Genomic DNA, 21,533 nt, shown 5'->3' on the forward strand with positions numbered 1-21,533 from the left:
GGAGTGGGTTAGATGACGTTCTGGAATCTGTATTTCATCCTGAAGTTCGCGCTGTTCGCGACCGGGCACCTGCAGCCGTTCTGGCTCGCGAACCTCGCATTCGCGGTGGCGCTGGCGGCGAGCGCGCCGCTGCGCGCGCGTGCGTGGCGCATCGTCCGGCAGGTCGTGGCGATCGCGATCGCGGTGCCGCTGCTCGCGCGCGAGCTGCATGCGCCGCCGCTCGCTCGTCTCGCGGAGGCCGCGCGCGAAGTCAGCACGTTCCGCCTCGACTACTGGATGGAACTGCTGCCGCGTCTGTTGCCGCCGGTGCTGGCGCTGACGATCGTCGGCGTGCTGATCGTCTATTTCATCGTCAATCGCTGGCTGCGCGTCGCGACGTTCGTGCTGGCCGTGCTGATCGTGATGCCGCTGTGGCAGGCCGGCAGCGGGCTGATGGCGCGCGTCGTCGCGCCGGCCCAGCCGCAGGCGAACGTGGCGGGCGCCACGCGCGTCGACCAGCCCGAGGACCACAACGCGGCGCTCGCGACGTTCCGCGCGCAGGAGTCGCAGCGGCAGGTCGCGTTCGGCCATCTCGGCAGCGATCCGGCCGCGCAGTTCGACGTGATCGTGTTGCACATCTGCTCGCTGTCTTGGGACGACCTCGATGCGGCGAAGGTGCGCAACCACCCGATGCTGAGCCACTTCGACTACCTGTTCACGAACTTCAGCACGGCCGCGAGCTATAGCGGCCCGGCGGCGATCCGCGTGCTGCGCGCGAGCTGCGGGCAGGAAGCGCATGCGGACCTGTACAAGCCCGCACCGCAGCAGTGCCATTTGTTCTCGCAACTGGCGGGCGCGGGCTACACCGTGCAGTCGCTGCTGAACCACGACGGCCATTTCGACAACTTCCTGCAGGTGATCCACGACAACATCGGCGTGGCCGATGCGCCGATGATCTCGAACGCGGCGGCGCCCGTCGCGATGCACGCGTTCGACGGCTCGGCGATCAAGGACGACTACGCGACGCTCGCGAACTGGTACGCGCAGCGTGCGGCGGTGCCGGGGCCGGTCGCGCTGTACTACAACACGATCAGCCTGCACGACGGCAACCGCGTCGTCGGCAGCGCGCTGACGAGCATCGACTCGTATCCGCAGCGCGCGACGAAAATGATGACCGATTTCGATCGTCTCGCCGACCTGATCGCGCAATCGGGCCGCCGCGCGGTGATCGTGTTCGTGCCCGAGCACGGCGCCGCGTTGCGCGGCGACAAGAACCAGGTCGCGGGCCTGCGCGAGATTCCGACGCCGCGCATCGTGCACGGGCCGGTCGGCGTGCGGCTCGTCGGCTTCGCCGGCAACCACGGCGCGACGACGGTGATCGAGCAGCCGACCAGCTTCCTCGCGCTCGCGCAGTTGCTGTCGAACCTCGTGTCGAACAGCCCGTTCAAGCCGGGCGCGACGCTCGCGCAATACGCGGCCGATTTGCCGCGCACGCGGATGATCGGCGAGAACGAGGGCACGGTGACGATGCAGACGGCCGCGGGTTACGCGGTGAAAACTCCGGATGGCGTATGGATCGACGAACAGTAACGATCGCCGGCGAAGGCGACGACGAGCGCCTGTCGCAACCGAACGACGTGATCGGCCTCGCGCGGCATCTGCCCGCGCTCGATCCCGAACGCTATGTCGACGAACAGGCGCGCCGCGCGTTCGATGCGTCGCTCGATCGCTGGCCGACGCTCGCGAAGCTGATGGGACTGAAGCGGTAAACGCACGACGGCCGGCGTGGCGGCCGGCCGTCGTCGGCGGGGCGGGGCGCGCCGCTTACTGCGTCCGGCGTTCCGGCTGGCGCGTCCATTCGCCTTCTTCGCCCGGCACCTTGCCGAACGTCTGATCGGCCCATGCGGCACGCGCCGCGTCGATCTTCGCGCGGTCGCTCGACACGAAATTCCATTCGATGAACCGCTCGCCCGGCAGGTGGGCGCCGCCGAGCAGCATCGCGCGTGCGCCGTGCGCGCTCGCGAGCGCGACCGTCGCGCCCGGTTCGAGCACGGCCATCGTCGCCGGGGCGAGCGGCGTGCCGTCGACGGTGAGGTCGCCGTCGACGAGATATACGCCGCGTTCGTCGTGCTCCGCATCGAGCGCGAGCTGCCCGCCCGACGCGAATTCCGCAACCGCATAAAGCGTGGGCGAGAACACGGCGACCGGCGACGCGAGCCCGAACGCGGTGCCCGCGATCACGCGCACGGTCGCGCCGTCGCGCGTGAACGACGGCAGCGTGTCGGCCGCGTGGTGGACGAACGCGGGCGCGGTGTCTTCATGCTCGACCGGCAGCGCGACCCAGGTCTGGATGCCGTGTACCGGCTGCTCGCGCGGCCGATCCTCGTCGGGCGAGCGCTCCGAATGCACGATGCCGCGGCCGGCCGTCATCCAGTTCACGTCGCCCGGCACGATCTTCTGCCGGAAGCCGAGGCTGTCGTGATGCATCAGCGAGCCGTCGAACAGGTAGGTGACGGTCGCGAGCCCGATGTGCGGATGCGGCAGCACGTCGATGCCGCGGCCGGCCGGCAGCACCGCGGGCCCCATTTCGTCGAAGAAGATGAACGGGCCGACGAGGCGCGCGGCGCGCGCGGGCAGCACGCGGCGCACGACGAGGTTGCCGATGTCGCTTTCGCGCGGCGTGAGCAGGGTCTTGATCGAGGCGGACATGACGGGAATCTCGTGACGGTGGCGGGCAGCGATCAGGCGATCGCCGTGTCGATCGCGATCGGATGCGTGAGGATCTTGTGGACCGGGCACGCGTTCGCGATCTGCAGCAGGCGTTCGCGCTGCTCGTCGGTCAGGTCGCCGTCGAGCGTGATGCGGCGCACGATCGTGCTGCCTGCGCTGCCCGATTCGTGCGCGAGCTTCACGTGCACTTCGGCGAGCGGCCAGCCCTTTCGTTGCGCATACATCTTCAGCGTGATCGCGGTGCAGGCACCGAGGCTCGACAGCAGCAGCGCGACGGGCGTCGGCGCCGCATCGCCGCCGCCGAGCGACGCGGGTTCGTCGGCGCGCCACTGATGGACGCCGTCGGTGAAGTGGACGAGGTAATCGACCGAGCCGATGCTCGCTTCGACGGACAGTTCGCTCATTGCGGTTCCAGGTGGGAAAGGGGACGGGCCGGGCAGGCCGGACGTTACGGTTCGAGCAGGCGCTGCAGCCGCAGCTCCTCGAAATCGAGTTCCGATTCTATGCGGTGCAGTACCGCGTCGTCGACCTTGCCGTCGCGATGCAGGTCGAGCAGCGCGCGGCGCGATATGCCGACGAGCTCGAGTTCGACGCGCAGCATGCGGGCGCGCACGCCGGCCGGTTCGGCGCCTTGCCGGTGCGCGCGTTCGTTGAACGTGACGCGGTTGCGGTATTCGGCGAGCAGGCGGTCGAGCGACGGCTGCTCGAGCGCCGAGCCGTGCTGCCCGAGCGTATCGAGTTCGGCGAGCGCCGCGCCGCACGTGTGCGCGCGCACCGCATGTTCGGACATCGTGTGGCGCGCGGCCGGGCGCAGCTTCAGCACGCGAATGAGCGGCGCGAGCGTGCCGCCCTGCACGACGAGCGTTGCGATGATCAGCAGGAAGGTACTGAACAGGATCAGGTCGCGGCCGGGGAAGTTGGCCGGCAGCGCGATCGCGGCCGCGAGGCTCACGACGCCGCGCATGCCCGACCAGCCGAGCACGACGGCTTCGCGCCACGACCACGGCGTGTGGCCCGCGCGCCGCGCACGCAGGCGGCCCGGCAGCCACATCGCGACGAACACCCACACGACGCGCGCACCGATCGCGGCGGCCGTCGCCGGCAGCGCGACCCGCAGGCCGGCCATCAGCACCGCGCCTTCGTGGTTCACGCGTGCGAGGATCGCATGCAGCGCGAGGCCGATCAGGATGAACACGAGCGCGTCGAGCACGAACACGATCGCCTCCCACGTCGCCTTCGCCTTGATCCGCATGTCGGCGTTGAACACCCGATGCTGGCGCACGCCGAGCACGAGCCCGCAGGTGACGACCGACAGCACGCCCGAGCCGTCGACGGCTTCCGCGATCCCGTAGCTGCCCCATGCCATCGCGAACGTCACGACGATGCCGAGCATCGGATCGCGCAGGCGCGGCAGCACCCAGCACATCGCGTGGCCGCACGCGAGGCCGACCGCGATGCCGATCAGCGTGAGCGAGAAGAACAGGCCGGTGGCACTGGCCGCCGTGATCGACACGGCGAGCGCGGCCGACACGGCCATCTGGTACAGCAGCAGGCCCGACGCATCGTTGACGAGACTTTCGCCCTCGAGCACCGCGACGAGCCGCGCGGGCAGCGGGTGGCGTTGCAGGATCGCCTTCGCGGCGACCGCGTCGGGCGGCGACACGATCGCGCCGAGCGTGAAGCACGCGGCCCACGGCAGCGCGGGATTCGCCGCATGCACGGCGAGCGCGACCGCGACGGTCGTGAACGCCACGGCGCCGAGCGCGAGCGACGCGATCGACGCGAGTTCCTGCCGGAATTCCTTCCACGCGGTGTAGAACCCGCTCGACATCAACAGCGGCGGCAGCACGGCCGCGAGCAGCAGCGCCGGGTCCATGTCGGGCACGCGCTTGCCCGCGACGGCGACCACGCAGCCGCCGAGCAGCAGCACGACGGCCGGCGGAATCGAAATCCGCTCGGCGAGCCAGGTGAGGGCGCCCGCGCCGCAGATCAACAGCAGCAGGTAATGGAACAGCTCGACGTTGGTCATGCGCGGCCGGCGGCGATGGGGTGGATCACGAAGGCTTGCGGTCGTTCGCGGCGCCGCCCGGCAGCGCGCCGAACATGTGCTGGCTGCACTGTGCGTCGCGCCATGCGGTGTTCAGCCGATGGCCGGACAACATCCGGCGCGCGACGGGCAGGATCTGTTCGCCGGCCAGCATGCCGAGCAGGCCGGTGAGCGCGATGAGCGGCGGCGCCGGCGAATTCACGCCGAGTGCGCCGTAGATGACGCCCGCGAGGAGGCCGGCGATCAGCGACAGGAAATACGGTTTCATGGTGAGCTTCCGTGAGGGCCGACGGGCGGCGCGGTGCATGCCGTCAAGAACTTGAAAGCGTAGCGGGTTTGCGTGAAGAAAAAAAGGGCGGGCAGCCCCGAACGGGCATTCGTTCAGGAATCGGATCGATTCCATTTCTTGGGTGTTCGCGCCGTGCGTTTGCGGCTTAAATATTTCGGCCCGGATGACGATCCGGCGTCGACGCACACCAGGCTCCTCCCGTTTTCACGGTCGAGGCAGGCCCCCCTTTTTCCGTTCACAGGACCCCATTCGCCATGAGCAACCCGAAGCTTGAAGTACTGACGCCGCACAACAGCCAGCTGATCTTCATCGACCAGCAGCCGCAGATGGCGTTCGGCGTGCAGTCGATCGATCGCCAGACGCTGAAGAACAACGTCGTCGGGCTCGCGAAGGCCGCGAAGGTCTTCGACATCCCGACCACGATCACGACGGTCGAAAGCGACAGCTTCTCGGGCCACACCTATCCCGAGCTGCTCGACGTGTTCCCGAACCAGAAGACGCTCGAACGGACGTCGATGAATTCGTGGGACGACCAGAAGGTGCGCGACGCGCTCGCCGCGAACGGTCGCAAGAAGGTGATCGTGTCGGGGCTGTGGACCGAGGTCTGCAATACGACGTTCGCGCTGTGCGCGATGCTCGAGGGCGACTACGAGATCTACATGGTCGCCGACGCGTCGGGCGGCACGTCGCAGGCCGCGCACGATTTCGCGATGCAGCGCATGGTGCAGGCCGGCGTGGTGCCGGTCACGTGGCAGCAGGTCCTGCTCGAGTGGCAGCGCGACTGGGCGCGCCGCGACACGTACGACGCCGTGATGGCGATCGCGAAGGAGCACTCGGGCGCATACGGGATGGGCGTCGACTACGCGTACACGATGGTCCACAAGGCGCCGCAGCGCACCGCGACGCCGCACGAGTCGATTCCGGCCGTGCCCGCGAAGTAACGGGCCGGCGGCCGCGCTGGCCGCGCCGGAGGCGGCGAGCGCCTGCCACCGCTCATCACGCGTTCAGGCGGCGGGCAGCGCCCACGGCGCGTGCGCGAAGCGTTCCGCGAGGAAGTCGAGCAGCACCGTCACGCGCGCGGCGCGCAGCATGCCGGGCGGCGTGACGAGGTTCACGTTGATGTCCGCGATCTTCCAGTCGCTCATCACTTCCTCGAGCTCGCCGCGCTGCATCGCGTCCCACACGAGGAACTCGGGCTGCAGCGCCAGGCCGTGACCGCCGACGAGCGCGGGGAGGATCACGTCCGCGTTGTTGGTGCGGATGCGCCCGTGGACGGACACGCCGACTTCGTCGCCCGACGCCGGATGGCGGAAGCGCCAGTGCTCGGGGGTCGGCAAGTTGGTGTACGTGAGGCACACGTGCTGTTCGATGTCGCGCGGATGCGTGGGGCGGCCGCGCCGGTCGAGATACGCGGGCGATGCGACGAGCGGCCGGCGCACCGCGCAGAGGCGGCGCGAACGCAGCGTCGAATCGTTCAGCTCGGCGATGCGGATCGCGACGTCGAAGCCGCCCGACACGATGTCGACGATGTGATCGGTGAGCACGAGATCGATGTCGACGCGCGGATAGCGTTCGAGAAACGCCGGCAGCACCGGCGACAGATGGCGCAGCCCGAACGACATCGGCGCATTCACGCGCACGAGGCCGTGCGGCTCGAGCGCCTGCGCGGACGCTTCGTTCTCGATCAGCTCCGCATCGGCGAGCAGGCGGATCGCGCGGTCGCGCAGCAGTTCGCCGGTCGGCGTGAGCGACAGCTTGCGCGACGTGCGGTACAGCAGCATCGCGCCGAGGCGTTTTTCGAGGCGCGCGATCGCCTTCGACACGGTGGGTTGCGATACGCCGAGCAGGTCGGCGGCTTTCGCGAACGAACCGGTCTCCGCGACGCGCGCAAAGATGGCCCAGGCTTCGAGATCAGGAAGGTGTTGCATGGTCGGCGTGAATGGCAGGGAAGCGAAACGGATGCGATGCGCCGCGCAGGCGGCCTCGCGATGCCGGTGATTCTAATCCGGCCGGGAGAAAAAACGTTATGGAATCTTATCTAATTTCATTGGGCGCCGGCGCGCTGATCGGCGTCGTGTACAGCGTGATCGGGGTGCGCTCGCCGGCACCGCCGCTGATCGCGCTGGTGGGCCTCGCCGGCATGCTGGCCGGCGCGCAGGCCATCGCGCCGGTTCGTCACTGGCTCGGCTTCTGACCGCATCGAGGACATTTCATGAGCGCAACCGATACCCAACCCGATCTGATCCTGCACAACGGGCGCATCACGACGCTCGATCGTGCGAACCCGGTCGCGACCGCCGTCGCGATCAAGGACGGCCGCTTCGTCGCGGTCGGCGGCAATGCGGAGATCGTGCCGCTCGCGGGCCGCGCGACGAAGGTCGTCGACCTCGACGGCCGCACCGTGCTGCCGGGCCTGATCGACAACCATACGCACGTGATTCGCGGTGGCCTGAATTACAACCTGGAGCTGCGCTGGGACGGCGTGCGGTCGCTCGCGGTCGCGATGGAGATGCTCAAGCGCCAGGTCGCGATCACGCCCGCGCCGCAGTGGGTGCGCGTGGTCGGCGGCTTCACCGAGCACCAGTTCGCCGAGAAGCGGCTGCCGACGATCGCCGAACTCAATGCAGTCGCACCCGACACGCCCGTGTTCATCCTGCACCTGTACGACCGCGCGCTGCTGAACGCGGCCGCGCTGCGGGTGGTCGGCTACACGAAGGACACGCCGGAGCCGCCGGGCGGCACGATCCTGCGCGACGACGCGGGCAACCCCACCGGCCTGCTGCTCGCGAACCCGAACGCGACGATCCTCTACGCGACACTCGCGAAAGGCCCGAAGCTGCCGTTCGAGTATCAGTACAACTCGACGCGCCACTTCATGCGCGAGCTGAACCGGCTGGGCGTGACGGGCGTGATCGACGCGGGCGGCGGTTCGCAGAATTATCCCGACGATTACGAAGTGATCCGCAAGCTGCACGACGCGGGCGAGATGACGGTGCGGATCGCGTACAACCTGTTCACGCAGAAGCCGAATGCCGAGAAGGAAGACTTCGTGAACTGGACCAGGAGCGTCAAGTATCACGACGGCACCGACTATTTCCGTCACAACGGCGCGGGCGAGATGCTGGTGTTTTCCGCGGCCGACTTCGAAGACTTCCGCGTCGCGCGCCCGGACCTGCCCGCGCAGATGGAAGACGATCTCGAAGGCGTCGTGCGCGTGCTCGCGCAGAACCGCTGGCCCTGGCGCATGCACGCAACCTACGACGAAACGATCAGCCGCGCGCTCGACGTGTTCGAGAAGGTCAACGAAGACATCCCGCTCGAAGGGCTGAACTGGTTCTTCGATCACGCGGAAACGATCTCCGAGCAATCGATGGACCGGATCGCCGCGCTCGGCGGCGGTATCGCGGTGCAGCACCGGATGGCGTACCAGGGCGAATACTTCGTGGAACGTTACGGCGCGCGCGCCGCCGAGGCGACGCCGCCCGTCGCGAAGATGCTCGACAAGGGGCTGAAGGTGTCGGCCGGCACCGACGCGACGCGTGTCGCGTCGTACAACCCGTGGGTGTCGCTCGCGTGGCTCGTGACGGGCAAGACGGTCGGTGGCCTCAGAATGTATCCGCAGCGCAACCTGCTCGATCGCGAAACCGCGCTGCGGATGTGGACCGAATACGTGACGTGGTTCTCGAACGAAGAGGGCAAGAAAGGACGCATCGCGGTCGGGCAACTGGCCGACCTGATGGTCCCCGATCGCGATTTCTTCACCTGCGCGGAGGACGATATCGTCGACACGAGCGCGTTGCTGACGGTGGTCGGCGGCAAGATCGTGTGGGGCGCGGGGCCGTTCGCGTCGCACGACGCGCCGATTCCGCCGGCGATGCCCGACTGGTCGCCGGTGCGCGAGTACGGCGGCTATGGCGGCTGGGGCGCGACGCAGCGCAACGGCGCGCCGTTGCAGCGCGCGGCAGCGGCCGCCGCGGCGTGCGGCTGTTCGAGCGCGTGCAACGTGCACGGGCATGCGCATGCGGGCGCATGGGGCCGCGCGTTGCCGACGTCGGACGCGAAGGGCTTCTGGGGCGCGTTCGGCTGTTCGTGCTGGGCGGTCTGACATGGCGGCCCCGACCCACCGCGGCGGCGCCGGCAATCCGGCGTGGGTCCGCGCGCTGCTCGCGCAGCCGGGGGTGCTGCCGCTCGCGCGGCTCGCGCTGGTGTCCGCATATCTGATCGGCGGCGTCGCGAAGGCGCTCGACTTTCACGGCGCGGTGGCGGAGCAGGCGCATTTCGGCCTGCAGCCGGCTGCGCTGTGGGCGGCGCTGGCGATCGCGGTCGAGATCGCCAGCTCGCTGTGCGTGGTGTTCAACCGCTTCACGTGGCTCGGCGCCGGCAGCCTCGGCATGCTGACGCTGGTGGCGATGGCCGTGGCCAACGATTTCTGGAACCGGACGGGCGCCGAGCATTTCATGGCGCTCAACAGCTTTTTCGAGCATCTCGGGCTGATCGCGGCACTCGTGCTCGCGACCCGGCTCGCCGATGCACCGCACGCGGCCGATGATGGCCGCTCCAATCGATGACGATGCAACAACCAGGAAAGCCTTTCATGAAAACGATTCGTTCAGTGCTGCTCGCCGCGATGTGCGCGGGCGGCCTTGCCGGTGCGCCGGCGGCGTTCGCGAAACCGCCGGTGCCGCCGGCGGTCGCGCCGACGGTGGCGGTCGGTCCGCAGTACGACACGACCCACGTGTGCGTCGCGCCGGAAAACTTCGACCGCTTCACCGACAGCTTCGTCGCGACGTTCGGCGGCACGAAGTCGAAGCAGGGCGTGTTCCAGGTCACGCCGACGCCGAGCCAGACGATGTCGCAGCTGGTGCTGACGCCGGTCGGCACGATCTCGGTGTTCGGCTTCAAGACGCCGATCCCGTATCCGTTCTGCGCGGAACGCACCGGCTATCTCGTGACCGACATGGACGTCGCGGTGAAATCCGCGCGCGAGCACGGCGCCGACGTGATCGTCGACACGTTCCCCGATCCGATCGGCCGCGACGCGATCATCGCGTGGGCGGGCGACGTGAAGATGCAGCTCTACTGGCATACCCAGGCGCCGCACTACGACGCGTTGCAGACCATCCCGGAGAATCGCGTGTACGTGTCGCCGCAGAGCGTACGCAAGTTCGTGCACGATTTCGTCAAGTTCTCGAAGGGCAAGGTGGTGTCCGACGACCTGAAGGCGCCGGGCATCGAAATCGGCCGGCCGAACGACACGTACCGCCGCATTCGCATCGAATCGGGCTTCGGCAAGATGACCGTGCTCGTGACCGATGGTCACCTGCCTTACCCGTTCGGCCGCGAGATGACCGGCTACGAAGTGGCCGATCTCGCCGCGACGCTGAAGCAGGCACAGGCCGCGGGCGTGACGGTGCTCGTGCCGGCCTTCACGTCGGACGGCCGCGACGCGGCGCTCGTGCAGTTTCCGGGCGGCTACGTCGCCGAGATCCACGCGAGCGCGGCGCGATGAAGCACGAGGATACGATCCTTGCCGCGGTGGCCGGCTTCGTCGACACGCTGAGCTTCGTCGCGCTGTTCGGGCTGTTCACCGCGCACGTCACCGGCAACTTCGTGCTGATCGGCGCGGGCATCGCGGGCTTCGGCCAGGGCGTCGTGCTGAAGCTCAGCGTGTTTCCGGCGTTCGTGTGCGGCGTGATCGCGAGCAGCCTGATCGCGCGGTCGATGGCCGCGCGGCCGGCCTGGCAGGGCACGCGCATGCTGCACGCGGTGCAGGCCGTGCTGCTGCTCGGGTTCTGCGCGGCCGGCGTGTGGGCGACGCCCGTCACGCAACCCGACAGCCTGCCGGCGCTCGTGGCCGGCATCGTCGGCACGTTCGCGATGGGCGTGCAGAATGCGCATCCGCGCGTGATCGCGCGCGCGGGCGGCGTGCCGAACACGGTGATGACGGGCAACGTGACGCAGGCGATCCTCGATGCCGTCGACATGCTGTCGCCCGGCACGGCGGACAGCGCGCGTGCGACGGCGCGGGCGCGCTTCGCGAAGATGCTGCCGGCGATCGTCGCGTTCGCGCTCGGCGCGGCATGCGGCGCGCTCGGGTTTCGCGCGGTCGGGTTTCTTGCATTGCTCGCGCCCGTCGGTGCGCTGGCGGCGCTGGCGCTGGGGGCGGCGTCGCCAGCGGCCGGCACGACCCCGCGGGAGCCCGCATGATCGAGCGTCGGCGAAGCGGGCGCCGCGGCCGCCACTTCGAGCGGGCCGCGCGCGTGTCGATCGTCGCGGGATTGATGCTCTCGGGCGCCGACGCGGCGTTCGCGGAAACGGCAGCCGCGTCGGCGTCGACGCCGACATCGAGCGCGTCATCGGCCTCGGCGCCCGCGGCCACCAGCGCATCGACGTGCCCGGCCAAGCGTCCCGTCGTCTTGTTCAACCGCTGGCAGGAAGACTGGTCGGTGCTCGCGAATCCCTGTGTGCCGCGCGCGCCGCTCGACGGGCTGAAAGCCATTGCGCTCGGCAACGATCCGTCCTCCTATCTGTCGCTCGGCGTGAACCTGCGCGAGCGGCTCGAAACCAACGACGCGCCGCTGTTCGGCATCGGCGCCGCGCAATCGGATACGTACCTGATCCAGCGCGTCGAAGTGCATGCCGATGCGCATCTCGGCCGGCACTGGCAGTTCTTCGTGCAGTTGCAGGATGCGCGCGCGTTCGGCAAGAACACGATCGCGCCGGTCGACCGCAATCCGCTCGATCTCGAACAGGCGTTCGCGACCTACACGGGCGCGCTCGGCGGCGGCACGCTGAAGTTCCGCGTCGGCCGTCAGGAGATGGCGTTCGACTTGCAGCGCTTCATCGCCGCGCGCGACGGCCCGAACGTGCGGCAGGCGTTCGATGCGGTGTGGGTCGACTACGAGTATCGGAAGTGGCGCTTCATCGCGTATGCGACGCAGCCGGTGCAGAACCGTACCGCGTCCACGTTCGACGACGTGTCGAATCGCGATCTCACGTTCAGCGGCGTGCGCTTCGAGCGGCAATCGGTCGGGCCGGGCGATCTGTCCGGCTACTGGTCGCGCTACAACCGCGGCCACGGGCGTTTCCTCGACGCGAGCGGCCCCGAGCATCGCGACGTGTGGGACGTCCGCTACACGGGCACGCACGGCCGCTTCGACTGGGACCTCGAAACGATGCTGCAGACGGGCACGGTCGGCAACGACACGATCGCCGCATGGGCCGTCGGTTCGATCGCCGGCTACCGGCTCGACGCGCCGTGGTCGCCGCGCATCGCGCTGCAGGTCGATGCGGCGTCGGGCGACCGGCATCCGCGCGATGGCCGGGTCGGCACGTTCAATCCGCTGTTTCCGAACGGCTACTACTTCACGCTCGCCGGCTACACCGGCTACTCGAACCTGATCCACGTGAAGCCGTCCGTGACGCTGAAGCCGTCGCCGAACCTGTCGCTGCTCGGCGCGCTCGGCTTCCAGTGGCGCGAGACGACCGGCGACGCCGTCTACCAGCAGGGCAATGCGGTCGTGCCGGGCACCGCGGGCAAGGGCGGATTGTGGACGGGGATGTACGTGCAACTGCGTGCGGACTGGACGATCGCCGCGAACCTGATCGGCGCGCTCGAGGCCGTGCATTTCCAGGTCGGCGATGCGATCCGGCAGGCGGGCGGGCACAACGCCGACTACGTCGGCGTCGAGCTGAAGTACGGCTGGTAAGGCAAGCGCACGGTCACGCGGACCCATGAACAAGGGCGGCCAGGAGGCCGCCCTTCGTTCGTTCGGAGCCGACATCGCCGCCGGCTCGTTCGCGGTGACCGCGATGCGATTACAGGTTCGGCGACAGCGCGAGCGCGTTCGTCAGGTCGCCCATCGGCTGGGCGCCGTTCGCCTTCAGCGCGTCGTCGCGTTGCTGCAGGCCGGCGAGGCGCGGCAGCGAGAAGCGGCGCGTGATGAAGCGCAGGATCGAACCCGTGTCGTACTGCGTGTGGTCGACGAAGCCCTTCTTCGCGAACGGCGACACGATCAGCGCCGGAATGCGGGTGCCCGGGCCCCAGCGGTCGGCGGTCGGCGGCGCGGCGTGATCCCAGAAGCCGCCGTTTTCGTCGTACGTGACGACCACGACCATGTTCTTCCACTGCGGGCTGGCCTGCAGGTGCGCGATCACGTCGGCGATGTGCTGGTCGCCGGACGTGACGTCCGTGTAACCCGGATGCTCGTTCAGGTTGCCTTGCGGCTTGTAGAACGCGACCTGCGGCAGCGTGCCCGCGTCGATTGCCTTGATGAACTCCGCGCCGTTCGCGCCACCGTCGAGCAGGTGCTGCGCGCGGCTCGCGGTGCCCGGCGCCTGGTTCGCGAAATAGTTGAACGGTTGGTGGTGCGGCTGGAAGTTCGGCGTCGACAGGTCGGCGCCGTAGATCACGTTCGACGTGCCGTTCTGGCTCGCCTGCAGCGCCTGGCCCCACGCGCCGCCATACCACGCCCACGACACGCCCGCGTTGGTCATCAGGTCGCCGATGTTGGTCGCCGTCTGCGGCGGCATCGTCGACGGATTGGCCGGGTCGGCCAGCAGCGGATCGCCGCCCGCGGCCGCCTTGTTGCCGCTCGGCTGATACGCCGGCTGCATCGTGTTGATGCCGTAGAAGTCCGGCGTCAGCGCGCCGTCGTTGACGAACTTCGGCGGCCCGCTCAGCGCGGAAGCCGGCGAGTTCGTCGCGACCTTCAGCGACTTGCCGTCGGCGTTCAGCACGGCGATCTTGCCGGCCGCCGGGCTCTTGTCGGCGTTCGGGTAATACGGCGCGCACGCGCAGATCAGGTACTGGTGGTTCAGGAACGAACCGCCGAACGCGCCCATGAAGAAGTTGTCGGCGAGCACGTACTGCTGCGCGATCTTCCACAGCGGCAGCTTCGACGGATCGGCCGTGTAGTGGCCCATCGTCAGGCCGCCCGCGTCGGTCCATGCGGCGTACATGTCGTTCTTGCCGCCGTTGATCTGCATCTGGTCCTGGTAGAAGCGGTGCACGATGTCGCGCGTCGCGATGCTCATCGACTGGTTGAAGCCGTTCGGATCGTCGATCGCGAACGGCGCGTTCGGCAGGTTCGCCGTCATCGCCTCGGTCACCGCCGGCGTGATGCCGGTCGCGGTCAGGCCGCCCCAGATCTTCGGCAGCGTCGCCATCGTCGAGCCGTCGCGGTCCTTCTGCACCGAATTCGCGGCCGTCGCGTTCTGCAGACCGTTGGCGCCCGGGAAGTTGCCGTACAGGTTGTCGAAGCTGCGGTTTTCCGCGTAGATCACGACGACGTTCTTGACGGCCGACAGGCCCTGCTGCGTCACGTCGTCGCCGCCGCAGGCGGTCAGGCTGAGCGCGGCCGCAAGGGCGATCGGCGTGTAGCGAATCCAGGCGTGCTTCTTCATGCGATGTTCTCTCTCATTCGTCGTTGGTCGCGTGTGGGAACCGGGTGGCGGAGGGCCGGCGCGCGAACCTCGCGGTACCGCCCGGCTGCGCGCATTATCTGGAACCGATTTGACAGCCGGGTGTAGGGACGCTTTCAATTGACTGTCGGTTGAACGTCATCCAACGGTCACGGAACTGACATAAGCTCCGGCCGATTGCCCACCGCTACCAGAACAACGACGATGCACACCTTTCTGAAATCCTTCGCGTTCGCGCGGTCGCTGGTCCCCGCCGCGGCGACGCTCGCGGTGGCTGGCGCGCTCGCCGGTTGCGACGCGCAGCCCGGCACGACCGCGTCGGCCGCGTCCGTCGTCCCGGCGGCGCAGGCTGCTCCGGCCGCCCCGGCGGTCGCGCCGGCTCGCCAGCCGCAGACGCGCGCGCAGGTGTTCGAGGGCGTGAAGCAGATGACGGCGCTCGGCAAGCAGCTGTTCTTCGATCCGTCGCTGTCCGGGTCCGGCAAGCTCGCTTGCGCGTCGTGCCATAGCGCCGAGCATGCGTTCGGGCCGCCGAACGCGCTGTCGGTGCAGTTGGGCGGCGACGACATGCACCGTACCGGCTTTCGCGCGGTGCCGTCGCTGAAGTACCTGCGCGGCATCCCGCCGTTCAGCGAGCACTTCCACGATTCGCCGGACGAAGGTGACGAAAGCGTCGACGCGGGTCCGACCGGCGGGCTGACCTGGGACGGCCGCGTCGATACGCGCGATGCGCAGGCGCGCATTCCGCTCCTGTCGCCGTTCGAGATGAGCAGTTCGCCTGCGCGGGTCGCGAAGGCGGTCCGCGCCGCGCCGTATGCCGACGCGTTTCGCAAGGCGTTCGGCGATCAGGTACTCGGCGACGACCGGGCGACGTTCGATGCGGTGCTGCGCGCGCTCGATGCATTCCAGCAGCAGCCGGCGCTGTTCGATCCGTACACGAGCAAATACGACGCATATCTGGCCGGCCACGCGCAGCTCACACCCGCCGAGTTGCACGGGCTGCAGCTGTTCAACGACGAGAAGAAGGGCAATTGCGCGAGCTGCCACATCAGCCAGCGCACGCTCGAAGGCGGCCCGCCGCAGTTCAGCGATTTCGGGCTGATCGCGATCGCGGTGCCGCGCAACCGCGCGCTGCCGGTCAATCGCGACCCGCGCTTTTACGATCTCGGCGCCTGCGGTCCCGAACGCACCGACCTGAGGGGGCGCGACGAATTCTGCGGGCTGTTCCGCACGCCGTCGCTGCGCAACGTCGCGCTGCGCAAGACGTTCTTCCACAACGGCGTGTATCACTCGCTCGAGGACGTGATGCGCTTCTACGTCGAACGCGACATCCATCCGGAGAAGTTCTACCCGGTCGTGCACGGCAAGGTGCAGATCTACGACGACCTGCCGAAGCGCTACTGGCCGAACATCAACCGCGAAGCGCCGTTCGACCGCAAGCGCGGCGACCAGCCGGCGCTGAATGCGGCCGAGATCAAGGACGTGATCGCGTTCCTGGGCACGCTGACTGACGGATATCAGCAAACGGCCGTCGCCGCCAAGCCCTAGAAGGCCTTCATCGCAGCACGCATGCTATGCTCGCTCGCTGACGGGCGCGGTGCGTGCCGGTTCGCCGGCATGCACCGCGCCTTTCGATCGAACATCCAAGGAGAAAAACATGTCGATGCGTGCATCCCTTTCCGTCGTCACGCGCGTGCTGGCCGGCGCCGCGTGCGCAGCCGCGATGCTGCCCGCCCACGCGCAGAACAACCTGAACTTCCTGAACGACACGCCGATCAGCTATTTCAGCAAGACCGACCGCGCGTCGCTTTCCAAGGCAGTCGTGCAGGCGCGCGACGAAGGCAAGGACGGCGAAACCACGACGTGGCAGAGCAGCGGCCGCGGCACGCAGATCGACGCGAAGCTCACGCCGAGCACGACCGAGACGGACGGCAAGACCTGCCGGGAAGTCGCGACCGAAATTACCGCGAAGGGCCAGACGATGACGCTCAAGCCCGTCTATTGCAAGACGGCCGCGGGCAAGTGGCAGCTGCAGAAGCGCTGAGCACGCGCATGACGAAGCGGGGCGGCGCGCCGCGCACGGTATCGTGCGGCGTCGTGATCCTCGATGCGGCCGGCCGCGTGTTCCTCGCGCATGCGACGGACACCACGCACTGGGACATCCCGAAGGGGCAGGGCGAACCGGGCGAGACGCCGGCCGACGCCGCGCTGCGCGAACTGCTGGAGGAAACCGGCATCGCGTTCGCGCCGGCGCGGTTGCTCGATCTCGGCCGCTTCGCGTACCGGCACGACAAGGACCTGCACCTGTTCGCGGTGCAGGTGGCCGACGGCGAAATCGATCCCGCGCACTGCACGTGCACGTCGCTGTTTCCGAGCCGTCGCGACGGCTCGATGATTCCCGAGATGGACGCGTACCGCTGGACCGTGCCGGGCGACATCGACACCTATGCGAGCCGCAGTCTCGCGCGGCTGTTTCGCACGAAGCTGTCGCTGGCGGACTTGCATCGGCGGTTGTCGGGCGCGTGAACGGGCGCCGCAGCTTCCGTTTTCGCCTGCCGTTCTTCGGCCCGCGCCCATGAAAAAACCGGCTCCAGGGCCGGTTTTTTCATGCCGAGGCAGCGGCGGCTTGCGAGCCGCGCGCTACCGCGCGGAGCAGGCCGTCAGGCCGGCTTGCCCCAGCTGTCGCGCAGCCCGACGATCCGGTTGAACACCGGCTTGCCCGGCTTCGAATCGACACGGTCTGCAACGAAGTAGCCGTGGCGCTCGAACTGCAGGCGCGTTTCCGGCGCGACGTCGCCGTTGCCCGGCTCGAGGTACGCCTGCACGATCTTCTTCGAATCGGGGTTCAGCGCCTCGAGGAAGTTCGCGCCGCCCGCGTCCGGGTGCGGCTCCTTGAACAGGCGGTCGTAGATCCGCACTTCGGCCGGCTGCGCGTGCTTCGCGCTGACCCAGTGGATGTTGCCCTTGACCTTGTACGTGTTCGCGCCTTCGGTGCCCGACTTGCTGTCCGGGAAGTAGTTGCAGTGCACGGCCGTCACGTTGCCGTCGGCGTCCTTGTCGAAGCCCGTGCATTCAATCACGTAGCCGTAGCGCAGGCGCACCTTGTTGCCCGGGAACAGGCGGAAATAGCCCTTCGGCGGGTTTTCGACGAAATCCTCGCGCTCGATCCACAGTTCGCGCGAGATCGGGAACGTGCGCACGCCGCGGTCCGGATGGTGCGGATGCACGGGCGCCGTGCACGCTTCCTCGAGGTCTTCCGGATAGTTGTCGATCACGAGCTTCAGCGGATCGAGCACCGCGACCGTGCGCGCCGCCTTGTCGTCGAGGTCGTCGCGCAGCGCGCCTTCGAAGATGCTCATGTCGATCCACGAATCGATCTTCGTCACGCCGATCCGCTCGCAGAACAGGTGGATGCTCTCCGGCGTGAAGCCGCGGCGGCGCACGCCGACGATCGTCGGCATCCGCGGGTCGTCCCAGCCGTCGACGTGGCCTTCGGTGACGAGCTGCAGCAGCTTGCGCTTGCTGGTGATCGCGTACGTGAGGTTCAGCCGCGAGAATTCGATCTGTTGCGGCAGCGGGCGCGTGAACACGCCGGCTTCCGCGAGTTCGTTCAGCACCCAGTCGTACAGCGGGCGGTGATCCTCGAATTCGAGCGTGCACAGCGAATGCGTGATGCCTTCGAGCGCATCCGAGATGCAGTGCGTGTAGTCGTACATCGGATACACGCACCATGCGTCGCCGGTGCGGTAGTGGTGCGCGTAGCGGATCCGGTAGATCACCGGGTCGCGCATGTTCATGTTCGGCGACGCCATGTCGATCTTCGCGCGCAGCACGTGCTCGCCTTCCTTGAACTCGCCGGCCTTCATCCGGCGGAACAGGTCGAGGTTCTCTTCCGGCGTGCGCTCGCGGAACGGCGACGGCTTGCCGCCTTCGGTCAGCGAGCCGCGGTTCGCGCGCATTTCGTCGGCGCTCTGGCTGTCGACGTACGCCTTGCCGCGCTTGATCAGCAGCTCGGCGAACTCGTACAGCTTGTCGTAGTAGTCGCTCGCGAAATACTGATGATCGACCGCGTCCTTGCGCCAGTCGAAGCCGAGCCAGCGCACCGCGTCGACGATCGAGTCGACGTATTCGACGCTTTCCTTTTCCGGGTTCGTGTCGTCGAAGCGCAGGTGGCACACGCCGCCGTAGTCGCGCGCGACGCTGAAGTTCAGGCAGATGCTCTTCGCGTGACCGATGTGCAGATAGCCGTTCGGCTCGGGCGGGAAGCGCGTCTCGACGCGGCCGCCCCATTTGCCGGTGCGGTTGTCGTCGTCGATGATGTTACGGATGAAATTGGAAGCCGCGGGGGCGTCGTTGCGTTCGGTGCTCATGCGGTTGGCGTCAGGTTGTGTCGGCGCGTCGCGCCGGTTTAATCCTGTAATTCTACCTGACCGGGGTCCGTCCCGCGCGGCCTGCCGGTCCGGCGCCGTCCGTTCGCGATGCGTACCGCAATATATCGAGTGTGTGTCGGCTGTAACACGACGTAAATCGGATTGCCGGCGCCGTTCGGGTTTTCCTATGATGGCTTTACCGATTCAATGTCGCCATTCGCAATTTTTGCGTGGCGGGAGGAAGCCAATAATCATGATGAAGAAGACCACTTTTCTCGTTCGTACCGCGGTGATCGTCGCGGCCCTGTCGCAACTCGGCGCATGCGCGATGACGCATACGCAACGCAATGCCGGGATCGGCGCGGCCGCGGGCGGCGCGCTCGGCTACCTGATCACGGGCGGCCCGGTCGGCACGGTGGCCGGCGCGGCGGCAGGCGGCCTGGTCGGCGCCGGCGTCCGCTGATCCCCGCCGGCAGGCGCCCGCGACGCGGGCGCCACGCATGCCGGCCGGTCGTGACGCCTGCCTGAGTGCATCACGACCCGCACGAACGTCACGCACATCCCCGGATTTCGACAGGCACCATCAGGGAGAGGCGGGTGTGCGACACTGCGTCGACGCTACAACACGATTCCATTCGTCGACCAACCCTTCCATGACCGACTCCGTCGTTTTCGTCTTGCCGGGCTACGCCAATTCGGGCCCGCTTCACTGGCAGAGCCGTTGGGAGCGCGCCGACGCGCGCTTCTCGCGGGTCGCGATGCCCGACTGGGACCGTGCGTTCCGCAATGGCTGGTGTCTCGCGCTCGACCGGGCGGTCGAAGCCGCGCGCGGGTCCGTGCTGATCGCCGGCCACAGCCTCGGTACGCTGACCACCGCTTGGTGGGCGACCCGCTACGCACGCCCGGCCGCGCTCGCGAAAGTGCGCGGCGCGCTGCTCGTCGCATTGCCCGATCCCGCCGGGCCGGCGTTCCCGGTCGACGCGCACGGTTTCGGCCCGGTGCCGCACGAGCGATTGCCGTTTCCGACCTGCGTCGTCGCGAGCAGCGACGATCCGTACGGTTCGCTCGCGTTCGCACGCGGCTGCGCGCATGCGTGGGGCAGCGCGTTCCGCGACATCGGCCCGCGCGGCCACATCAACGCCGACAGCGGGCTCGGCGACTGGCCGGCCGCACGCGGCTGGCTCGACGCGCTCGCGCGCTAGCCGGGCCGTTCGCCGCCGCGCGAGCCTGACGCGTCAGATCGCCTGTTTCGCCTTCAGCGCGGCAATTCGCTCGTCGTCGTAGCCGAGCATGTCGCGCAGCACCTCTTCCGTCTGCGCGCCGAGCAGCGGCGGGGCGGTGCGTGCGTCCGGCGGCGTCGCGCTCATCCGGATCGGGTTGCGCACGAGCTTCACGTCCGCGCCGCACGGGTGCGGCAGCGCTACCTGCATCCCGCGCGCGACCACCTGCTCGTTGTCGAACACCTCGTCGAGATCGTTGATCGGCCCGCACGGCACGCCGGCCGCTTCGAGTGCGCCGATCCAGTCGGCCTTGCCGCGCGCCTTCACCATTTCCGCGAGGATCGGCACCAGCGTGTCGCGATGGCGCACGCGCGACGGGTTCGTCGCGAAGCGCTCGTCGTCGGCCAGCTCGGGCCGGCCGCCGGCTTCGACGAACTTGCGGAACTGCCCGTCGTTGCCGACCGCGACGATGATCCAGCCGTCGCTCGTCTGGAACGTCTGGTACGGCACGATGTTCGGATGCGCGTTGCCCCAGCGCACCGGCGGCTTGCCGCTCGCGAGGAAGTTGGTGTTCATGTTCGCCAGCAGCGCGACCTGCACGTCGAGCAGCGCCATGTCGATGTACTGGCCTTCGCCCGTGCGGTCGCGGTGCGCGAGCGCGGCGAGCACGGCGATCGTCGAATAGAGGCCGGTCGCGAGATCGGCGATCGCGACGCCGGCCTTCTGCGGGCCGCCGCCCGGCTCGCCGTCGCGCTCGCCGGTGATGCTCATGAAGCCGCCGATCCCCTGCACGATGAAGTCGTAGCCCGCGCGGTGCGCGTACGGGCCGGTCTGGCCGAAGCCGGTGACCGAGCAGTAGACGAGATCGGGCTTCACCGCGCGCAGCGCGTCGTAGTCGAGCCCGTATTTCTTCAACTGACCGACCTTGTAGTTCTCGAGCACGACGTCGCTCTGCGCGGCGAGCTCGCGCACGATCCGCTGGCCCTCGGGCGTCGCGATGTCGATCGTCACCGAGCGCTTGTTGCGGTTCGCCGCGAGGTAGTACGCGGCCTCGGCGGTATCCGCGCCGTCCGCGTCCTTCAGGTACGGCGGCCCCCAGTGGCGCGTGTCGTCGCCGGCGCCCGGGCGCTCGACCTTGATCACGTCCGCGCCGAAATCGGCAAGGGTCTGCGCGCACCACGGGCCCGCGAGCACGCGGGTGAGGTCCAGCACGCGGATATGGCTCAGGGCACCCATCGTCGAATCGTCTCCTTTCATGGCTGGCCTGCCTTGCCGGGCAAGGCCGATTGGCATGCCGAGCATCTTAAGGCGAATCGGCCGCGCGGGTGGCCCAGGCCGGTCGTCCGGCGCAGCGGGCCGCCGCCGCTTGGGCGGGCGGTCTGTATCGTATAATCGATCGTTTCCGAATCCATGCCGCCGCGCGCCCCGCCTGGGGCGCCGGCGTTTGAAGCCGTCTTTGCCAGACTGTCCCCGCACGC

At 68.5% G+C, this 21,533-nt stretch carries 22 protein-coding genes; 14 read left to right on the forward strand and 8 right to left on the reverse strand.

Features of this window, described 5'->3' with window-relative positions:
* The first annotated feature begins 12 nt into the window (after window positions 1–12).
* A complete protein-coding gene (bcsG, locus tag DFS13_RS26690) occupies window positions 13–1,569 on the forward strand; it encodes a cellulose biosynthesis protein BcsG (protein ID WP_060263227.1) in 1,557 nt (518 codons plus the stop codon).
* Entirely contained in the window at window positions 1,551–1,748 is a 198-nt protein-coding gene (locus tag DFS13_RS26695) for a hypothetical protein (RefSeq protein WP_006482672.1), read from the forward strand. The genes bcsG and DFS13_RS26695 overlap by 19 nt, the downstream gene beginning before the upstream one ends.
* Window positions 1,749–1,803: 55 nt before the next feature.
* Here the strand turns inward: DFS13_RS26695 and DFS13_RS26700 are convergent, their stop codons facing one another.
* Genes DFS13_RS26700 through DFS13_RS26715 form a run of 4 tightly spaced genes read right to left on the reverse strand, consistent with a single transcriptional unit; the run spans window position 1,804 to window position 5,024 of the window.
* Window positions 1,804–2,688, reverse strand: coding sequence for a pirin family protein (locus DFS13_RS26700; RefSeq protein ID WP_058901365.1), 885 nt, complete (start codon window positions 2,686–2,688; stop codon window positions 1,804–1,806).
* A gap of 32 nt (window positions 2,689–2,720) precedes the next feature.
* Window positions 2,721–3,113: an OsmC family protein gene (locus tag DFS13_RS26705; protein ID WP_111442300.1), complete on the reverse strand. Its 393-nt coding sequence runs from the start codon at window positions 3,111–3,113 to the stop codon at window positions 2,721–2,723.
* 44 nt (window positions 3,114–3,157) lie between these two features.
* A complete protein-coding gene (locus DFS13_RS26710; RefSeq protein WP_111442301.1) occupies window positions 3,158–4,738 on the reverse strand; it encodes a sodium:proton antiporter in 1,581 nt (526 codons plus the stop codon).
* 25 nt (window positions 4,739–4,763) lie between these two features.
* Entirely contained in the window at window positions 4,764–5,024 is a 261-nt protein-coding gene (locus DFS13_RS26715) for a XapX domain-containing protein (RefSeq protein WP_006482681.1), read from the reverse strand.
* Between the two features lie 275 nt (window positions 5,025–5,299).
* On the opposite strand from DFS13_RS26715, the gene DFS13_RS26720 reads away from it, so the two are divergent.
* Window positions 5,300–5,986 carry a hydrolase gene (locus DFS13_RS26720; protein WP_006482670.1) on the forward strand — a complete coding sequence of 229 codons (687 nt, stop codon included), beginning with the start codon at window positions 5,300–5,302 and terminating at the stop codon, window positions 5,984–5,986.
* Between the two features lie 63 nt (window positions 5,987–6,049).
* Here DFS13_RS26720 and DFS13_RS26725 read toward each other — a convergent pair whose 3' ends face one another.
* Window positions 6,050–6,973: a LysR family transcriptional regulator gene (locus tag DFS13_RS26725; protein ID WP_006482668.1), complete on the reverse strand. Its 924-nt coding sequence runs from the start codon at window positions 6,971–6,973 to the stop codon at window positions 6,050–6,052.
* A gap of 98 nt (window positions 6,974–7,071) precedes the next feature.
* Here DFS13_RS26725 and DFS13_RS26730 point away from each other — a divergent pair, with 98 nt between their 5' ends.
* The 6 genes from DFS13_RS26730 to DFS13_RS26755 are packed head-to-tail and all read left to right on the forward strand — an operon-like array spanning window position 7,072 to window position 12,754.
* The gene (locus DFS13_RS26730; protein ID WP_034200696.1) at window positions 7,072–7,239 is read left to right on the forward strand and encodes a DUF1427 family protein; all 168 of its coding nucleotides are present in this window, start codon (window positions 7,072–7,074) and stop codon (window positions 7,237–7,239) included.
* A gap of 18 nt (window positions 7,240–7,257) precedes the next feature.
* Window positions 7,258–9,150, forward strand: coding sequence for an amidohydrolase (locus DFS13_RS26735; RefSeq protein WP_111442302.1), 1,893 nt, complete (start codon window positions 7,258–7,260; stop codon window positions 9,148–9,150).
* 1 nt (window position 9,151) lies between these two features.
* A complete protein-coding gene (locus DFS13_RS26740; protein ID WP_034200694.1) occupies window positions 9,152–9,613 on the forward strand; it encodes a DoxX family protein in 462 nt (153 codons plus the stop codon).
* Between the two features lie 26 nt (window positions 9,614–9,639).
* Window positions 9,640–10,554 carry a glyoxalase gene (locus DFS13_RS26745; RefSeq protein ID WP_111442303.1) on the forward strand — a complete coding sequence of 305 codons (915 nt, stop codon included), beginning with the start codon at window positions 9,640–9,642 and terminating at the stop codon, window positions 10,552–10,554.
* On the forward strand, window positions 10,551–11,252 hold the full coding sequence (locus tag DFS13_RS26750; protein WP_006497734.1) for a YoaK family protein: 702 nt from the start codon (window positions 10,551–10,553) through the stop codon (window positions 11,250–11,252). The genes DFS13_RS26745 and DFS13_RS26750 overlap by 4 nt, the downstream gene beginning before the upstream one ends.
* A complete protein-coding gene (locus DFS13_RS26755) occupies window positions 11,249–12,754 on the forward strand; it encodes an alginate export family protein (RefSeq protein ID WP_080323691.1) in 1,506 nt (501 codons plus the stop codon). Before DFS13_RS26750 ends, DFS13_RS26755 begins: the two co-directional genes overlap by 4 nt.
* Window positions 12,755–12,863: 109 nt before the next feature.
* Here DFS13_RS26755 and DFS13_RS26760 read toward each other — a convergent pair whose 3' ends face one another.
* Window positions 12,864–14,450: an acid phosphatase gene (locus DFS13_RS26760; protein ID WP_006490385.1), complete on the reverse strand. Its 1,587-nt coding sequence runs from the start codon at window positions 14,448–14,450 to the stop codon at window positions 12,864–12,866.
* A 222-nt stretch (window positions 14,451–14,672) separates the two neighbouring features.
* Between DFS13_RS26760 and DFS13_RS26765 the strand changes: the two genes are divergently transcribed.
* The 3 genes from DFS13_RS26765 to DFS13_RS26775 all read left to right on the forward strand — a co-directional run bounded on the left by DFS13_RS26765 (window position 14,673) and on the right by DFS13_RS26775 (window position 16,991).
* On the forward strand, window positions 14,673–16,013 hold the full coding sequence (locus DFS13_RS26765) for a cytochrome-c peroxidase (RefSeq protein ID WP_111442304.1): 1,341 nt from the start codon (window positions 14,673–14,675) through the stop codon (window positions 16,011–16,013).
* A gap of 109 nt (window positions 16,014–16,122) precedes the next feature.
* Window positions 16,123–16,509, forward strand: coding sequence for a hypothetical protein (locus DFS13_RS26770; RefSeq protein ID WP_034200689.1), 387 nt, complete (start codon window positions 16,123–16,125; stop codon window positions 16,507–16,509).
* A gap of 8 nt (window positions 16,510–16,517) precedes the next feature.
* The gene (locus DFS13_RS26775) at window positions 16,518–16,991 is read left to right on the forward strand and encodes an NUDIX hydrolase (RefSeq protein WP_034200688.1); all 474 of its coding nucleotides are present in this window, start codon (window positions 16,518–16,520) and stop codon (window positions 16,989–16,991) included.
* Window positions 16,992–17,125: 134 nt separating this feature from the next.
* Here DFS13_RS26775 and DFS13_RS26780 read toward each other — a convergent pair whose 3' ends face one another.
* Entirely contained in the window at window positions 17,126–18,835 is a 1,710-nt protein-coding gene (locus DFS13_RS26780) for a glutamine--tRNA ligase/YqeY domain fusion protein (protein ID WP_006482253.1), read from the reverse strand.
* Window positions 18,836–19,088: 253 nt separating this feature from the next.
* On the opposite strand from DFS13_RS26780, the gene DFS13_RS26785 reads away from it, so the two are divergent.
* Window positions 19,089–19,298: an ornithine acetyltransferase gene (locus tag DFS13_RS26785; RefSeq protein WP_006497729.1), complete on the forward strand. Its 210-nt coding sequence runs from the start codon at window positions 19,089–19,091 to the stop codon at window positions 19,296–19,298.
* Window positions 19,299–19,488: 190 nt separating this feature from the next.
* Window positions 19,489–20,037, forward strand: a complete 549-nt coding sequence (locus DFS13_RS26790) for an alpha/beta hydrolase (protein ID WP_048986436.1) — start codon at window positions 19,489–19,491, stop codon at window positions 20,035–20,037.
* A gap of 33 nt (window positions 20,038–20,070) precedes the next feature.
* On the opposite strand, the gene DFS13_RS26795 is transcribed toward DFS13_RS26790, so the two are convergent.
* Window positions 20,071–21,291, reverse strand: a complete 1,221-nt coding sequence (locus DFS13_RS26795) for a CaiB/BaiF CoA-transferase family protein (protein WP_034200686.1) — start codon at window positions 21,289–21,291, stop codon at window positions 20,071–20,073.
* Window positions 21,292–21,533: the final 242 nt, after the last annotated feature.

It is taken from the genome of Burkholderia sp. 28_3 (genome assembly GCF_003253915.1).
GTDB classification, from domain to species: domain Bacteria; phylum Pseudomonadota; class Gammaproteobacteria; order Burkholderiales; family Burkholderiaceae; genus Burkholderia; species Burkholderia cenocepacia.

Coding starts and splice junctions, on each gene's coding strand:
- DFS13_RS26700 (WP_058901365.1), bottom strand. CDS start 2,688: ATGTCCGCCTCGATCAAGACCCTGCTCACGCCGCGCGAAAGCGACATC.
- DFS13_RS26740 (WP_034200694.1), top strand. CDS start 9,152: ATGGCGGCCCCGACCCACCGCGGCGGCGCCGGCAATCCGGCGTGGGTC.
- DFS13_RS26770 (WP_034200689.1), top strand. CDS start 16,123: ATGTCGATGCGTGCATCCCTTTCCGTCGTCACGCGCGTGCTGGCCGGC.
- DFS13_RS26735 (WP_111442302.1), top strand. CDS start 7,258: ATGAGCGCAACCGATACCCAACCCGATCTGATCCTGCACAACGGGCGC.
- bcsG (WP_060263227.1), top strand. CDS start 13: ATGACGTTCTGGAATCTGTATTTCATCCTGAAGTTCGCGCTGTTCGCG.
- DFS13_RS26785 (WP_006497729.1), top strand. CDS start 19,089: ATGATGAAGAAGACCACTTTTCTCGTTCGTACCGCGGTGATCGTCGCG.
- DFS13_RS26720 (WP_006482670.1), top strand. CDS start 5,300: ATGAGCAACCCGAAGCTTGAAGTACTGACGCCGCACAACAGCCAGCTG.
- DFS13_RS26780 (WP_006482253.1), bottom strand. CDS start 18,835: ATGAGCACCGAACGCAACGACGCCCCCGCGGCTTCCAATTTCATCCGT.
- DFS13_RS26705 (WP_111442300.1), bottom strand. CDS start 3,113: ATGAGCGAACTGTCCGTCGAAGCGAGCATCGGCTCGGTCGATTACCTC.
- DFS13_RS26725 (WP_006482668.1), bottom strand. CDS start 6,973: ATGCAACACCTTCCTGATCTCGAAGCCTGGGCCATCTTTGCGCGCGTC.
- DFS13_RS26755 (WP_080323691.1), top strand. CDS start 11,249: ATGATCGAGCGTCGGCGAAGCGGGCGCCGCGGCCGCCACTTCGAGCGG.
- DFS13_RS26760 (WP_006490385.1), bottom strand. CDS start 14,450: ATGAAGAAGCACGCCTGGATTCGCTACACGCCGATCGCCCTTGCGGCC.
- DFS13_RS26715 (WP_006482681.1), bottom strand. CDS start 5,024: ATGAAACCGTATTTCCTGTCGCTGATCGCCGGCCTCCTCGCGGGCGTC.
- DFS13_RS26765 (WP_111442304.1), top strand. CDS start 14,673: ATGCACACCTTTCTGAAATCCTTCGCGTTCGCGCGGTCGCTGGTCCCC.
- DFS13_RS26710 (WP_111442301.1), bottom strand. CDS start 4,738: ATGACCAACGTCGAGCTGTTCCATTACCTGCTGCTGTTGATCTGCGGC.
- DFS13_RS26775 (WP_034200688.1), top strand. CDS start 16,518: ATGACGAAGCGGGGCGGCGCGCCGCGCACGGTATCGTGCGGCGTCGTG.
- DFS13_RS26745 (WP_111442303.1), top strand. CDS start 9,640: ATGAAAACGATTCGTTCAGTGCTGCTCGCCGCGATGTGCGCGGGCGGC.
- DFS13_RS26730 (WP_034200696.1), top strand. CDS start 7,072: ATGGAATCTTATCTAATTTCATTGGGCGCCGGCGCGCTGATCGGCGTC.
- DFS13_RS26695 (WP_006482672.1), top strand. CDS start 1,551: ATGGATCGACGAACAGTAACGATCGCCGGCGAAGGCGACGACGAGCGC.
- DFS13_RS26795 (WP_034200686.1), bottom strand. CDS start 21,291: ATGGGTGCCCTGAGCCATATCCGCGTGCTGGACCTCACCCGCGTGCTC.
- DFS13_RS26750 (WP_006497734.1), top strand. CDS start 10,551: ATGAAGCACGAGGATACGATCCTTGCCGCGGTGGCCGGCTTCGTCGAC.
- DFS13_RS26790 (WP_048986436.1), top strand. CDS start 19,489: ATGACCGACTCCGTCGTTTTCGTCTTGCCGGGCTACGCCAATTCGGGC.